Below are 14,790 nucleotides of genomic sequence, written 5' to 3' on the forward strand. Positions count from 1 at the left end.
CCACTCGGAACTGGACACCGCGCCGGACGGTCTGGCTGAACCCGGACCGGGAAGACCCGCTGGTTCAACGCGATCAGCGATTAGAAGCCGCCTGATTCCAGGTTCCAACAAGCTTGACAGGCATCGCGGCGCCATCGAGTAAAGGTGGCTCCATGAGCTGGTCGAGCGGCATTCGAGTTGGCTTTTCGATATCCGCCAGCGGTGCCAAAACGATCAAGATACGCCGCTCGTCTCCTTGGTCGGTAAGCCCACGAACGCTGAGCTGCCACCACTCATCGTCAAGCCGCCGACGTCGCCCTAGCTGTGGCGTTCGCTGTTTGTTGAACTGGTGTAACAAGGACATCAGTTCACCGCAAAAAGGGTCGATCATGACATCCTGAATGCCCACCTGCGTGCGTCCGGCAGGAAAGCGTAAGAAACGTTTTACCTCCCCGGCGGTATGCTGAACGTTACCCTGAGCATCGCATAAGGCCACGGTGATCCCCATGTGCGCAACTAGGGCATCCAATAGCTGCTGCAGGTCTCGATCTTGGCGCTTCACGGGAGACATGATGCTTCTGGACGTCGGCGCGTTATTCATGATCTCGTGACTTTCGCCCTGTTTGGCAAATAGTCGTTCGCGACGGTCGACTGGAGTAAACAGTGGCTCACAGTGTCCAATGCTCTCGGAACGCCCTAAAAACAGAGTGCCTTTTACCCTGAGACCAAAATGGAAGCGCTGCAGGACTTTAGACTGAAGCTCACTATCGAAGTAGATCAAGACGTTCCGGCAGGTAATCAGACTCAAGCGCAAAAAGGGTGGGTCGTCGACCAAATTGTGCTTTGCAAACACAATCATATCCCGCAAGGTTTTGTTCACTTCATAAAAGTGTTCGAGGCGTGTGAAATAGCGGGCCAATAGGTCGGGCGATAGCGCCTCTAATGCAGCGCTTAGGTAACGACCACGCCGGGCTATCTCTAGTGCATATTCGTCAATGTCCGTGGCAAAAATCTGCACCACCACGCTGCTATCGAGCATGCGCTTCGCTTCAGCGATCAACAGCGCAAGGGAGTATGCCTCCTCGCCGGTCGCACAGCCCGCTACCCAGATACGCAGCGGGCCCGCATCGGCCTCTTCTACCATGGAATGAATCACTCGTTTGAGCGCGTCAAACGCCGTGGTATCTCGAAAAAAAGCCGTTACGGAGATCAATATATCGCGTCCAAGCTGTTCAAGCTCAGAGGGGTCGCGCTCCAACAATGCAACGTACTGCTGAATGTCCGCGACGTGAGTGGCCACCATACGACGGCGGATCCGGCGACTCAACGTGCCCAGTTTGTAGCCGGAAAAATCCAGATGGCGACGCTCTTTTAACAACGAAAGCACCCGCGGAGGCACCGCTATTTGGTTTCCTTCGAGGCTCGCGCACTCTAGGCGCGCCAACTCAGACAGCCGAGCAGCCATCTCGTCGACGTCGAGAATATAGTCGATGACCCCGGCATCAATCGCCGATTGGGGCATCCCATCGTACTTGGCGCTACTTGGCGTTTGCACCATGGTGATGCCACCGGCGGCTAAGATCGCCCGCAACCCGGCAGTGCCGTCCGATCCCGTCCCAGATAGCACGATGCCGACGGCAGATTCATGTGCATCACTGGCTAATGATGAGAAAAAATCGTTGATTGAGGGCTTAGGCACGATATGGGGCAACGCGGGCGTCGTGTGAAACGCACCTTCTTTGATCGTCGCGTTGGTGTTGGCGGGCACGACATAGATGACCCCTGGCTCAGGGCGCTGTAGATGTTCGAGCCTCACCACCTGCAGCCGTGTTTCTCGGCTGAGGATTTCCACCAGCATACTCTTGTGATTAGGAGACACATGCTGCAGCACAACAAACGCCATAGGCAACGCAGGGTCGAGCGGTCGGATCAGGTTGGAAATGGCTTCGAGCCCGCCAGCCGAGGCTCCGACCCCTACCACAATGGGCGGTACAGGCGCAGAAGTTGCAGCGGTCATGAGGTGTCCTTGCAAATCGAGAGGTCTTTCCCCAGTCTACACAGCTCTATGGTAAAGCTATATGTCCCCAACCGATAAACTATAAACGCAGTCGCTATTTAGCGTTGATAGGCGCACCTTGTAGAGCCGACTTTCGACGGATGGCGCCTTGCCAGCCTAGGGGATCGCTGAGAGTATTGGCCTGTACTGTGCAATCGCTATATCGATATCGATTCCCACCCTGTTTTAGGTGGCCGCTGCCTAATGGATGTCAATAACCGTGAGTTAGCGTTACAGACGGGCCTACTCATGCTGTTAACCACCACGGTCATTATCGGTGGTGCCAGCTTGATATTTGGTACTGTGCCTCGCCTGCCCCAGCCGCAAGCACTGGCGATACTTCCCGATAGTTCGCTCGTCATCCTACTCTCGGGATTGGGCTTGAGCGCCGTCATGGCAAACGCCCCTCGCTGGCGACGTATCGCGGGCATTACCCTGTTGTTGTTGGCGCTTTATACGGCTATCCATAACACCTTTGCTGGCAGCTCGGGCGTCTCTTGGCTCACCGGGCAGCCCAGGCTACCCAGCCAAGCCGCGCCTATTTCTCTGCTCGCGGCGTTCTGTTTATGGGTCGGACCCAAAGGTGCCTGGCAACGTCGCATATGGCAGAGCGGGGGGATGGTGCTGTGGGGCATCGGTGCAATAACGCTCCTCCACAATTTAGGTGTCGCACTGCCTAACTGGCTGCCTCGCGCCAGTGCTCCGTTACCCGCTTTTTTGTGTTTCTCGTTTGGCTTGGCCATGATCATGGTGAGTCGGCACGTCCCACACTTGGCGGCCTCGTTGAGCAAAGCCGCTGTTGCTGCAGGCATCGTGGGTGTAGCGCTGAGCATGAGCGCTTGGTTTTTATTGAGTTGGAGTCAGCATGCCACCATCCGCACAGAAGCAGAGAACACGCTCGCCAGTGTCACCACCAGTGTCGAACGTACACTGAACTCACGTGCCGTCATCCTTGAACGTCTCGCTGAACGCTGGCAAAACCTGCCCGAAGAGGAGACCTTTCGCCAACAGGAAGTGGCTCGCTACTGGCGTGATTATCCCAGCATCCGCGCCCTGGCCTACTTCCTCCCCTCAGCGCGAGACGTCTGGCGACATGCTCAGCAGGAAAACGAACTTTTATGGCTGGATGACCAGCTCGTCAGTCAGCCGGTATTACGCTGGCTGAATCAGCCACGAACCGTTCAGTGGCTCTTTCCTGATCCACAGCGCCCTGATATGGCTCTTTTGGCAGTGGCCCCCTCGGTCGAGGAGCGGGCTCAGCTCGTGGCCGTCATCGATATAGCCTATCTCATTACTCAAGAGACCCAAATTGCGGATCAAGCTTTCTCGCTTTCGATCAGCCATGCAGGCGGTTCCATCCTCTCAGCCGACACCGCGACAGATGAGCAAGAAGCACGACCACAGGACGCCCCCCTTAGCGAACAGCGCCTTGGGCTGCCAGGTGATGCGGCGCTAAACTTGAGCCTTTGGCCGCGCCCTTCACCTACGTTCGATGTCGCTCAATTCCTTGCTGCCAGTATCGGCATAGCGGGTTTGCTACTCACCTATCAACTGGTGCTTAGCTTCGCCTTGATCGCGGCAAGAGCTCAGCGGACACGGGAGCTTGCCAAAGCCAAAGAGGCACTGGAGGATCAGCACCGCATTCAAGCCATGATTGCTCGCGACGAGCCCTGCAGCGCCACCCTTCTGCAAATTTGCCGTCTCTTGGAACAACAAAGCCCACACTGCCACGCGGCCATATGGCGGCTAGACAACACAGCGACCTACCGAGTGGAAGTACTCTCCAGCAGTCTACCGTTTGCCCTCCAAGACTCGCTATCCTTCAGCGAGAGCCTCGTCACGCTGGCCAGAGAACTACATCAGCAAGGGCAATCGACGACGCGTCTTACCCCAGATACCAACATGTCGCTGACGTTTACCCAAATGGCGGCCGAGAATGGGTATGTTTGCGCCGACGTACATATCATAAGCGGCTCAGAGGCACTGCCTTTGGGCGTGGTGGTACTGCTGTCGCAGCAGATGCCCGCATCGGCAGCCAACCACACCGCCGATACCGAACCAACGCTGCTACCTAGCGCTCTGCGATTAATGCGTTTGGCTATCGAGCGTTATCACCACCAGCAAACCCTACAAGACAGCGAACAGCGCTTTCGCTCACTGTTTACTCAAAATCCAGACGGCGTGTTTTCGCTCGATATCGACGGCCACTTCCTCAGCGTGAACCAATCACTCCTGACGCTGATGGGCATGAGCGAAGCCGATATCATCGGTCAACACCTTGACAGTTTCGTGCCCACCGAGCAGCGCGAATCGATCGACGAAGTCTTTGGCCAGGCGCTCACCGGCGTGGCACAGCGTATAGAAATCGAGCTTCCTAGCCAAACGGGGCAACTGCACTTCGTCGATATCTCGTTTCTACCGACAGTGGTCATGGAAACGGTGGTAGGCGTGTACGGCGTGGTAAAAGAGATGACCGCCCTGCGTTTCAACGAGGCGCAAATGCGTATCTTTCAGCGCAGCCTGGAGGCGAGCAGTAATGGCGTGTTGATTTGTGAGGCTCGCGGCGACGACTTCCCGATCATTTACGTTAACCCCGCCTTCGTTGCGATCACCGGCTATGAACTCGACGATGCCCAGCAACAAAATTATGACTTTTTAAAGGGACCAGATACTGACCCCAAACAGGTACAAGAGATCCAAGACGCGCTCACCCGTCAGCAAGACATCAGCTTGACGATTCGTCACTATCGTAAAGATGGACGCGCATTCTGGAACAACGTGTTCATATCCCCCGTGCGTGCGCAAGATGGCAAAGCGACCCACTTTGTGGGCATTATCAACGATATTTCAGAACGAAAAGATCACGAAAACGAGCTGGCATTTCATGCCACGCACGATGCGCTTACTGGACTTGGCAACCGGGCGCTGTTCGAAGATCGTTTACGCCATGACGTCGACTTAGCCAAGCGACACCATCAGCAGCTCGCCGTGCTGTTCATCGATTTGGACGAATTCAAGCCGATCAATGACACCTTGGGCCATGCCATCGGCGATCAAGTATTGATCCACGTGGCACGTCGTTTGGAGGACGTGATTCGCCCTTCGGATACGCTTTGTCGCTTTGGCGGCGACGAATTCGTGCTTCTGCTGCCTGATTTGGACGCTCCCCATCAAGCACAAGAGGTGGCCGAACGCTTGCTCTTAGAACTCGCCCAGCCCTATCGCATCGACCGGCACGAACTCTATCTCTCGGCGAGTATCGGTATCGCGCTCGGCGATGAGGGCCTCGATAATCCGGCGGCTCTGCTTCAACAGGCAGACATGGCGATGTACAAAGCCAAACAGCAAGGGCGAAATACCCAGCAAATCTTTACACACGATATCAATCAGAAGTTGACACAGCGCGTCACGTTGAGAAACGACCTTCAAGAAGCTATCAGCCAAGAGCAATTCGAACTGCATTATCAACCACTGCTGGGTCGAGAGGGCGATGTACGCGGTTTCGAGGCGCTTCTTCGTTGGAATCATCCTGTCAAAGGCCCCATTTCACCTGCGCTATTCATTCCCATCGCCGAGGAGACGGGACAAATCATCGGCTTGAGTCAGTGGGTCATGGAGCGTGCCGCCCAAGACTTCATGAAACTGCCACCAGATCTACCAAGCGACTGCCGCATGGCGATCAACCTATCTCCCATGCAATTTCATCGCCCTAGCTTTTTGAGCTCGCTACGCAACACCCTCGACGCCGCAGGTCTCCCGCCCACCGCACTGGAGCTGGAACTGACCGAAGGTATTTTAATGAACGACACCGACGCCGCCATCGATACGCTGCACGCGCTACGAAACATGGGGATCAGTATTGCGATCGATGACTTTGGCACGGGGTTTTCGAGTCTTAGCTACCTACGCCACTTACCCATCGATAAAATCAAGATCGATCGCAGCTTCATTATCAATATTGGTGACAACGGCAAAGATGCAGCCGTCGTGCAGGGAATCATTGCACTCGCTCATCATTTAGAGCTCACCGTGGTTGCCGAGGGTGTCGAAACCCGCCAACAGGAGCGACATTTACTGTCGCTGGAGTGCGACGTGCTACAGGGGTATTTGTTCGCCAAACCCATGCCATTCAATACCCTCATTGGTTGGCTAGCCAAGCATAGGACTCCCCAAGGGTGAGTCTTGACACCAGCAAACCAGCAGCGCCGAGGCGCTGCTTTTTTATGAGTACGTGTTGGCGTCGAGTTTATTTATGAAAACATTTTCCATAAAACTTCACAGGGCGCTTTTTTTACGTCATACTAGCCATAAGTTTCATATACCAACGTCTAACCAACATGACGAGGCACACCATGAATTATCAAGATAAGTTTCTGACCATCTGGGACGCACCGGTCACATCAGCGGCGCAAGAAAAAGCCAAGCAAAGCGTTCAGCAGCGTGCCAACAGGCCTCAATCTTCGGCGCTGAAAGAAGCGTTCCTAACGATTTGGGACAGCACGAAAAGCAAAACCGCCAGCTAACCCAGAGGGCAGCTAGCGGCCGAATTGCCAAGGAAGGCAAACACCACAACGAGCATCACATCATGTCATCGGGATCACGGCAATAATGTGCTCTTCGAGATATTTCTCTGGCACGTCATCCTGCGACACGGCAAACCCACGCACACTCACGCCTTTGCGGTGCACCCGCTCGGCATCGTTACTCAACAATGGGTGCCAACCCGCCAGCTTTCGCCCTTCCGCTACGCGCCGATAACCACAGGTTTGCGGCAACCAAGTAAACTCTTTGACCAGCGCAGGCGTTAGCTGCGTACAATCCGGCACGCTGTCAAAGCGGTTCTCATAATCACTGCACTGACAGCTATGGGTATCCAGCAGCCTACAAGCTACGTTCAGAATGGCGAGCTCTTTCGTCTCGTCATCGTGCAGCTTGAGCAAACAGCACTGGCCGCAACCATCACACAGCGCTTCCCACTCGGGCTGATTGAGCTCTTCCAGCGGGTAGCGCTCCCAAAAGCGCTCGCGAAGCGCGGTATTCATCTCTTATCACCTCAGCAAACCGTTACGTCTATTAGTGACTACTCTCAGCGCCATCGCTGGTTAGCTCTGCGCGGCACTCGCTCCACAGTCGACTGAAATCGCGTTCCAGTGCAGCGTAATCTTCACGCAGCCAGGGAACGAGCTCGGCCAAGCGGTTAGTGCCTGACAGCCGCTGCCCAATGCCCGATACCGCACGGCAGGTAAAGTCGAAATCCGCATAGCGGCGGAGCCAGTCTTGCTCGACCAGGACCGGCATCATCGTCGACAGCCGCTGGGGTGCAGGCCAAGCACTCAGTAGACGATAGCAGCGCTCGACCAAGGCGTGCTGCTCTGTGCCTGCATGCTGGCGGGCAATGAAGTGATCCCAGACGATATCCAGCGCAATGCCCGCGTAGCGTCGCTGCGTCTTCGGGGCACGCCGTTTGGCCAACAAAACACTCGGGTGCTGATCTACCCAGGCATCCACCCGGCGATGATGGCGAATACCGCCTGCAACACTCGGCGACCACCCAGAGAGATCGCTGCCTTTTACGCCATCGGCAATCAAATTGCCGTACAAAAAGCCATCGTCGCCTGGCTGTGCCAGCCAGGCGTGGGCCAGAAAGTTCATAATGCCCTACGCTGCCTTCGTTCGTTCACGAGCGGTCAGCTGACTGTGCTCGATGAATGTCGAGTAAGTAAGGCTCTTTGGCAGGCGGCATTTGCAAATAAAACCCCTGTTCATCGATGGCCGTCATTACGTCGGCTGCTTTGACTCGGGCAAGCGTCTTGTCCGCCGTCAGGATCATGGTCAGCACGGGCAATGGCTTACCAAACGTAGCCATCAGCGCGTCAGGCACACTCTCCAGACCTTGACGCTTGTCCACATAAAGATACATTTCGTCTTTGCGCGAACTTTTAAAGATCTCGCAAAGTAACTTTTCACTCATAAAGATGACTCCTCGAGCGCTTGGTGAATCGCCTGGGTAAGGCAGCGGGCCCGCCAGCCGCTAAGCTCCGTCAGCGGCTGGTGCGCGAGCCGCTGCATGACCAGCGCCTCGATATCCCGTCGGCGCAGTAACATTTCAGGCGCGATGTTCAGCTCAGACGCCGTTTCCGTCACCACGCCTTTGATGATTTTGAATCGGCGTTTGAAAGCAGGTTGCATCGGGTCAGGCCAGGGTGTTGGCAACGCGTTATCGGGACAGTGAAGCGCCTGTTTGACGAGCGCCAACAGGGCATCGCCCTCTTTTTTGACCAGCGACGGTTTGACGCCGTCTATCTCGGCGAGCTCATAGCGGTTTTTAGGCATCTTCTCGGCGATGGCAAACAGCAGCTTATCGCTCACCAGCCAGTTACGCGGCAGATCGCGGCGACGCGTTTCACCCTCACGCCAGATGGTCATCAGCCGATACGCCTCGAGTTGGCGTGGTGAAAGCCGCCACAACTGACGCTGGCGAGTATACCACTGACCATCGTTCTCCTCGCTGCGCCCTGCCTGCTCAATCAAATGGGTGCACTCGCTGTCTAGCCACTCCCGTCGTCCTAGACCGTCCAGTTTCTCAGATTGAAGTTGCCATACCTGGAGTAGATAGATGACGTCCAGCGCCGCATATTCACACTGAGACGGCGTCAACGGCCGCTCCAACCAGTTGGAGCGCGTTTCTTCTTTTGGCAGCGTCTCACCTACCCAATGCTCGACCAGCTTTTGATAGCCCATGCCGGGGTTTTCCCCCAAAAAGGCCTGCGCGACTTGGGTATCCACCAGCGGTGTAGGGAGAACGCCCGCCCAATGCTGGAAAACCTCCAGATCTTCGCTGCAAGCATGCAGCAGTTTCACCGCATCGTTTTGCAGCAGCGCTTTGAACGAGGCCGTGCAGGGCGTACAGAGCGGATCGACCAAATAAGCGACGTCATCACTGGCAAACTGAATCAACGCTGGGACGGGGAAGAAGGTGTTTTCGCGGAAAAACTCGGTATCGAGGGCAATGACACTAGCACCGGCCACCGCTTCACAGGCGGCATCCAATGCCTCGGCATTATCAATCCATTGATATAAAAAAGAGCTTGAAGAGGACAAAGCAGTTTTCCGGGTTGGCACAACCGCATCAGCGCTTGCGTTTCTTGTCAGTATTCGTCGCTAGCGAAAGGCTGGCGACCGTTAAAGGCGCGACTCAGTGTGCCACCATCGACATACTCCAGCTCACCGCCCATGGGCACCCCGTAAGCAAGACGCGAGAAAGCGACGCCATAATGTGCTAACTGAGACGCAATGAAGTGGGCGGTCGCTTCACCTTCTACCGTGGGATTGGTCGCCAACACCACTTCACGAACGCTGCCCTCGGCCACGATACTCTCGAGCACATCGAGCCCAATAGCGTCTGGCCCAATACCGTCGAGCGGCGAGAGATGGCCATGTAGCACGAAATAGCGCCCTTGAAAGCCACCGGCCTCTTCGATCGCTAGCTGATCAGCAGGGGACTCGACGACACAAAGTAGCGCATCGTCTCTGCGCGGACTCTCACACAGCGCACATATCTCGGCTTCAGTCAGTGTTCGACAGCGCTGGCAATAACCGACCTCATCGATCGCTTGCTGGATCACGGCGGCCAAACGCTTCCCCCCCGGGCGCTCACGCTCCAAGAGATGCATGGCCATACGTTGAGCCGTTTTCGGCCCAACGCCGGGCAGCACGCGAAAGGCGTCCATCAATTGCTCGACAAGCGGAGAAAAACGCATGGTTTAGAAGGGCATCTTAAAGCCAGGCGGTAAATTCAGGCCGGCCGTTGCTTCTTCCATCTTCGCTTTAGAGTTGGCTTCTACTTTGCGAACGGCATCGTTCACTGCGGCGGCCAGTAAATCTTCCAGAAGCTCCTTGTCTTCTTCCAGCACGCTAGGATCAATCGTCACATCAATGACATCGTGACGGCCGTTCATGGTGATTTTGACCATCCCAGCGCCTGCCTCACCATGTACCTCCGCCTGAGCGACTTCTTCTTGTACACGCTGCATTTTTTCCTGCATTTCTTGGGCTTGCTTCATGATGTTGCCCATTCCGCCTTTGAACATGCGGTGTTCTCCTCAATCATTGAAACGGATAAAGATAGCCGGTGGCCATTAAGAGCGTGCCGCTGGCGTCGGTTTGACGGACGACTCAATGAGCGTAGCCCCAAACGCCTGCTGTAGCTTCTGGATATTGGGGTCGTGATGCAATAGATCAACTGCCTGTGCGTGGTGCTCCTGCAGCAGGCGTTCTTCTTGCTGGCGAGGCGTTTCCAGCGCCGTGTCTAGCTCGGCGACGCTGAACTGAAGCTTTCTTGTCAACCCCAACGCCTTGAGCGCACGCTCGATTCGTCCATTGTGCACATCGGCTTGCATGGCCGACTGACTGGGGTCGAGCCGCAGTATCACGGTCTGCCCATCATCGCTCTCCAACTGGCAATGTGCCGCCAAATTGCGCGTCAAGCCTCCCAAGCCCAACGCGTCAAAATGGGCTAACCACGTCTTATGGTCCCAACGACCAAGCTCGGTCACGGGTTCGGGTGTGACTTCAGACGTAGCAGCAACCAAAGAGGCGTCATGTGGCTCTGGCTCTGGCTCTGGCTCTGGCTCTGGCTCTGGCGCGAGCGTAGCCGTATGTTCCACTTCTTCAAGCGACCAGGGCGGGGGCTCCGACTCGTCTCGTTCGGCGCCAGGCGGCAAAGACGAGGCCGAGGCCACATCATCCTCATGAGCCGCTGAGGCCTGCACCTCAGCAGGCGCCAAGGACGAGTCCCCGGCGACTTCGGATGCAGGCTCAGACTTTTTTGCGCTAGATCCGTCGACAGAAGTAGCGGTCTCGGTTGATGCCTCGGCGGGTGCGCTCGTATCGGAGGCGGGCTCGCGGCGTAGCGGTAACGGCGTTACCGGCGGTTTCGGCACGCCCTGGGGGCGGAAGGCCAGCATACGCAACAAGGTCATTTCCAAGGCGCTGCGCAAATCCGGGGCATGCACCATGTCGCCACGTCCCTGAATACCAATCTGGTAGTAGAGCTGAATGTCTTCGGCGGTAAAACGGCTGGCCAACTGCTGGATCTGCGCACGATCACCGTGACTGTTATCCACAGCATCGGGCACCATCTGCGCCACGGCCAAGCGATGAAGAGTGGCCGTCAGCTCGTCTAACACGGCGGCAAAATCCGGCCCCTGTTCGGCCAACTGCGCCACTTCCGCCAACAGCTTCTGCACGTCCACATCTGCCAAGGCATCGACGAGCGCGAGCACATGGCGATGATCCAGCGTACCCAGCATGGCCGCCACATCGGCGTGCCGAACGGCGCCTTGGCCGAACGCAATCGCTTGATCGGTCAGACTCATAGCGTCACGCATGGAGCCTTCGGCGGCTTTGCCCAGCAGCCAAAGCGCGCTCTCGTCGTAATCGACGCCCTCTTGCCCCAGCACGTAGGTCAAATGCTCGACGACACGCTCAGGCGGCATGTGCTTGAGCGTAAACTGCAGACAACGTGACAAAACGGTGGCCGGGAGTTTCTGCGGGTCGGTCGTCGCCAGCAGAAACTTGACGTGGGGCGGGGGTTCTTCCAGCGTTTTCAGCAGCGCGTTGAAACTGCTGGTGGACAGCATATGTACCTCGTCGATGAGATACACTTTATAGCGCCCTTGTGTAGGCGCGTACTGGACATTATCGAGCAGCTCGCGGGTGTCTTCCACTTTGGTACGCGAGGCAGCATCGACTTCGATCAGGTCGACGAAGCGCCCCTCGTCGATGGCTTGGCAGCTATCACACTGACCACAGGGGGTCGAGGTAATGCCTTCGTCGCCGCGCCCATTCGCCGTGCAGTTGAGGCACTTTGCCAAGATGCGCGCCAGGGTGGTTTTGCCGACGCCTCGCGTGCCGGTAAAGAGGTAGGCATGATGCAAACGGCCCTGATCAAGAGCATTGACCAGGGCGCGTTGAACATGGGCCTGGCCCACGAGCTCGTGGAATGTACGTGGCCGCCACTTGCGGGCCAGAACCTGATAGCTCATTGAGCAACACTTCCTTTGGCGGGCTGACAATCGGTGCGACGCGGCCCATCGTGAACCGCGTTTGCTAAGAGTAAGCGCTTAGTGCTTGCGCACCATTCTAGCGGCTGCACCGCAGCCCGCCAACCGCCGGGCGGTCTTCAAACGGCTTGTGGCATCACGCTCAAGCGTTTTCACCACCTTCGGCGGCTGCAGCGCGCTGGGCGGCTTCTTTGACGAGTTTTTCCAGCTCGCCGTTTTGATGCATTTCGACCACGATATCGCAACCGCCAACCAGTTCGCCCTCTACCCACAGTTGCGGAAATGTCGGCCAGTTGGCAATTTTGGGAAGTTCTGCACGGATATCCGGATTGTCCAGAACGTTGACGAAGGCAAAGCGCTCACCGCAGCTCATCAGCGCCTGAACCGTCTGCGCGGAGAAACCACACTGGGGCAACTGAGGTGTGCCTTTCATGTAGATCAGAATCGGGTTTTCGCTGATTTGACGCTGAATGTTTTCGGCAGTCGTGCTCATGATGTGCTCCTAACGAGTGTTGTGTTCCGCGCCAGTCTACGCCATCCGCTCACTGGCTTTAACCCCATGACCGGCAGAGTAAGGTAGGCGCGGCTGCCGCCAATACCCGAGCAAACGACTCGGTCTTAACGCGTGGCCGCCATTCTACGCATGCTGCTCGCGTTGCGCATCCCCTGCCGCATCGCTAGGATGGTGTTTTTGTGTGGAGAGCAGTCATCATGGCGACACGCCATTTCCTTACTTTACTGGATTTATCCCCAGACGAGCTGGCGTATTTGATCCAGCGTGCCATCAAGATCAAAACGGATTTGAAAGCCAACGGTCCGGTTTATACACCGCTGCCCAACCGCACGCTGGCAATGATTTTCGAAAAATCCTCCACGCGTACTCGTGTCTCTTTCGAGACGGGTATGGCGCAGTTTGGTGGCCACGCGCTCTTCCTCTCTCCCCGCGATACCCAGCTGGGCCGCGGCGAGCCCATCGAAGATACCGCTCGCGTGCTCTCTGAAATGGTCGACGCCGTGATGATTCGCACCTTCTCCCACGAAGGATTGGAAACCTACGCCAGTGCCAGCAGCGTGCCGGTGATCAATGCGCTCAGCGACGACTATCACCCCTGCCAACTGCTGGCAGACGTCATGACCTGGACCGAGCTTCGCGGCAGCGTGAAAGGCCGTACCGCCGTATGGGTGGGCGATGGCAACAATATGTGTCACTCCTGGATCAATGCCGCTCGCCAGTTCGGCTTCCATTTGAGGGTATGTTGTCCGAGAGGATACGAGCCTCGCGCTGACATCATGGAAGCGGCTGGCAACTGCGTCACGCTACTCCACGACCCCAAAGAAGCGGCCAAAGACGCTGACTTGATCACCACCGACGTGTGGGCATCGATGGGCCAGGAAGCAGAGCAAGCAAAGCGCGAGGCAGATTTCGCCGACTTTCAAGTCACCGAAGCCATGCTCGATACCGCCAAGCCCGACGCCCTCTTCCTGCACTGTCTACCAGCTCACCGCGGCGAAGAGATTAGCCATACACTGCTGGACGACCCGCGCGCCGTGGTTTGGCAAGAGGCAGGCAACCGCCTGCACGCCCAGAAGGCACTGATCGAATTCCTGCTGCTCGGGCAAATCGAAGGCTAAGCTCTTCGAAGCCTAAGCTCTGGTGCTTTCCACCCACATCCGGGTGGAAAGCAGAGGAGCAAAGCTCGAGAGCAGGCATACAAAAACGCCGCGTTATAAATAACGCGGCGTTTAAAATTTGGTGGAGCCTAGCGGGATCGAACCGCTGACCTCAACACTGCCAGTGTTGCGCTCTCCCAGCTGAGCTAAGGCCCCAATCACTGCAGCAACCTGCAGCGGAGCGAATACTAAGCGACAAGCAGTGCAAGGTCAAGGTTTAAAGTAAACAAGCATCAACTAATTCTCCTTTGCCAAGAGCTGTGGCACTCTATAGTTTCGCAGCACGCGTATCGCCCGAGCCAACGATGACTACCTGCAGGAGCCAGACCCTTGATCAACGTTTTAATTGCCGATGATCACCACCTGGTGAGAACCAGTATCGCCCACCTGCTCAACGAAGAGTGCGATATCAAGATCGTGGGTGAGGTTGACGATGGCGAAAGCGCCGTGACTCAGTGTCGCCAGTTAAAGCCTGATATCGTGCTCATGGATATCCGCATGCCGGGAATCGGCGGGCTCGAAGCCACACGCCGTATCCACCGCACCTTGGCCGATGTCAAAGTGATTATTCTTACCGCGCATTTGGAGGATAGCGTGCTGCGACGGATGCTCGAGGCCGGCGCATCAGGCTTTCTTAGCAAAGGGGCAGACGCCGTTGAAATGACCGAAGCCATTCGGCAGGTCTTCCACGGACGCCGTTATGTCAGCCAAGAGATTGCCCAGCGGCTTGCCTTGGCGCACTTCACTGACGAGGATAACCCCTTTAGCCACCTCTCCCACCGTGAACTACAAATAGCGCTGATGATCGTCAACTGCCAGCGTGTACAAGACATTTCCGATCGCCTGCACCTGAGCCCAAAGACCGTCAACACGTACCGTTACCGCCTGTTTGACAAGCTGCAAGTCGCCACGGACGTCGAACTCACTCACCTTGCCTTACGCCACGGGCTCGTCGAGGGCTTTGACGCGATCCTGGGATAGACCTACCATCGCCTCTTCTGACGTTTGAGAGCGCCGATG

At 56.5% G+C, this 14,790-nt stretch carries 13 protein-coding genes and 1 tRNA gene; 4 read left to right on the forward strand and 10 right to left on the reverse strand.

The genetic code is table 11. From position 1 onward, the window contains the following. Positions 1-73 precede the first annotated feature (73 nt). The gene (locus MHM37_RS07375; protein WP_239296265.1) at positions 74-1,996 is read right to left on the reverse strand and encodes a chemotaxis protein CheB; all 1,923 of its coding nucleotides are present in this window, start codon (positions 1,994-1,996) and stop codon (positions 74-76) included. Positions 1,997-2,239: 243 nt separating this feature from the next. Here MHM37_RS07375 and MHM37_RS07380 point away from each other — a divergent pair, with 243 nt between their 5' ends. Together MHM37_RS07380 and MHM37_RS07385 are read left to right on the forward strand one after the other, a co-directional pair. Continuing rightward, positions 2,240-6,214: an EAL domain-containing protein gene (locus MHM37_RS07380; RefSeq protein ID WP_239296264.1), complete on the forward strand. Its 3,975-nt coding sequence runs from the start codon at positions 2,240-2,242 to the stop codon at positions 6,212-6,214. A 173-nt stretch (positions 6,215-6,387) separates the two neighbouring features. Continuing rightward, positions 6,388-6,558, forward strand: coding sequence for a hypothetical protein (locus tag MHM37_RS07385; RefSeq protein WP_168444442.1), 171 nt, complete (start codon positions 6,388-6,390; stop codon positions 6,556-6,558). A gap of 60 nt (positions 6,559-6,618) precedes the next feature. Here MHM37_RS07385 and MHM37_RS07390 read toward each other — a convergent pair whose 3' ends face one another. The 8 genes from MHM37_RS07390 to grxD form a co-directional block, all read right to left on the reverse strand. Continuing rightward, on the reverse strand, positions 6,619-7,077 hold the full coding sequence (locus MHM37_RS07390; protein WP_239296263.1) for a YcgN family cysteine cluster protein: 459 nt from the start codon (positions 7,075-7,077) through the stop codon (positions 6,619-6,621). Positions 7,078-7,108: 31 nt separating this feature from the next. Beyond that, entirely contained in the window at positions 7,109-7,687 is a 579-nt protein-coding gene (locus MHM37_RS07395) for an ACP phosphodiesterase (protein ID WP_239296262.1), read from the reverse strand. 25 nt (positions 7,688-7,712) lie between these two features. Further along, positions 7,713-8,006 carry a YcgL domain-containing protein gene (locus tag MHM37_RS07400; protein WP_153842435.1) on the reverse strand — a complete coding sequence of 98 codons (294 nt, stop codon included), beginning with the start codon at positions 8,004-8,006 and terminating at the stop codon, positions 7,713-7,715. After that, complete coding sequence (rnd, locus tag MHM37_RS07405) at positions 8,003-9,136, reverse strand: ribonuclease D (RefSeq protein WP_239296261.1); 1,134 nt, start codon at positions 9,134-9,136, stop codon at positions 8,003-8,005. Before rnd ends, MHM37_RS07400 begins: the two co-directional genes overlap by 4 nt. Before the next feature lie 47 nt (positions 9,137-9,183). Then, positions 9,184-9,795, reverse strand: a complete 612-nt coding sequence (gene recR, locus MHM37_RS07410) for a recombination mediator RecR (protein ID WP_139525617.1) — start codon at positions 9,793-9,795, stop codon at positions 9,184-9,186. A 3-nt stretch (positions 9,796-9,798) separates the two neighbouring features. Further along, positions 9,799-10,125, reverse strand: a complete 327-nt coding sequence (locus tag MHM37_RS07415) for a YbaB/EbfC family nucleoid-associated protein (RefSeq protein ID WP_139525616.1) — start codon at positions 10,123-10,125, stop codon at positions 9,799-9,801. Between the two features lie 48 nt (positions 10,126-10,173). After that, positions 10,174-12,081 carry a DNA polymerase III subunit gamma/tau gene (gene dnaX, locus MHM37_RS07420; RefSeq protein ID WP_239296260.1) on the reverse strand — a complete coding sequence of 636 codons (1,908 nt, stop codon included), beginning with the start codon at positions 12,079-12,081 and terminating at the stop codon, positions 10,174-10,176. A gap of 160 nt (positions 12,082-12,241) precedes the next feature. Next, a complete protein-coding gene (gene grxD, locus MHM37_RS07425; RefSeq protein WP_139525614.1) occupies positions 12,242-12,592 on the reverse strand; it encodes a Grx4 family monothiol glutaredoxin in 351 nt (116 codons plus the stop codon). Between the two features lie 218 nt (positions 12,593-12,810). Between grxD and argF the strand changes: the two genes are divergently transcribed. Next, positions 12,811-13,731: an ornithine carbamoyltransferase gene (argF, locus tag MHM37_RS07430; protein WP_139525613.1), complete on the forward strand. Its 921-nt coding sequence runs from the start codon at positions 12,811-12,813 to the stop codon at positions 13,729-13,731. Positions 13,732-13,850: 119 nt separating this feature from the next. Here the strand turns inward: argF and MHM37_RS07435 are convergent. After that, a tRNA-Ala gene (locus tag MHM37_RS07435) sits at positions 13,851-13,926 on the reverse strand. 174 nt (positions 13,927-14,100) lie between these two features. Between MHM37_RS07435 and uvrY the strand changes: the two genes are divergently transcribed. Next, positions 14,101-14,751 (forward strand): UvrY/SirA/GacA family response regulator transcription factor, encoded by a 651-nt coding sequence (gene uvrY / locus MHM37_RS07440; protein WP_139525612.1) that lies wholly within the window; start codon positions 14,101-14,103, stop codon positions 14,749-14,751. Positions 14,752-14,790: the final 39 nt, after the last annotated feature.

It is taken from the genome of Halomonas sp. MMH1-48 (genome assembly GCF_022348105.1).
Classification (GTDB): Bacteria; Pseudomonadota; Gammaproteobacteria; order Pseudomonadales; family Halomonadaceae; genus Vreelandella; species Vreelandella piezotolerans.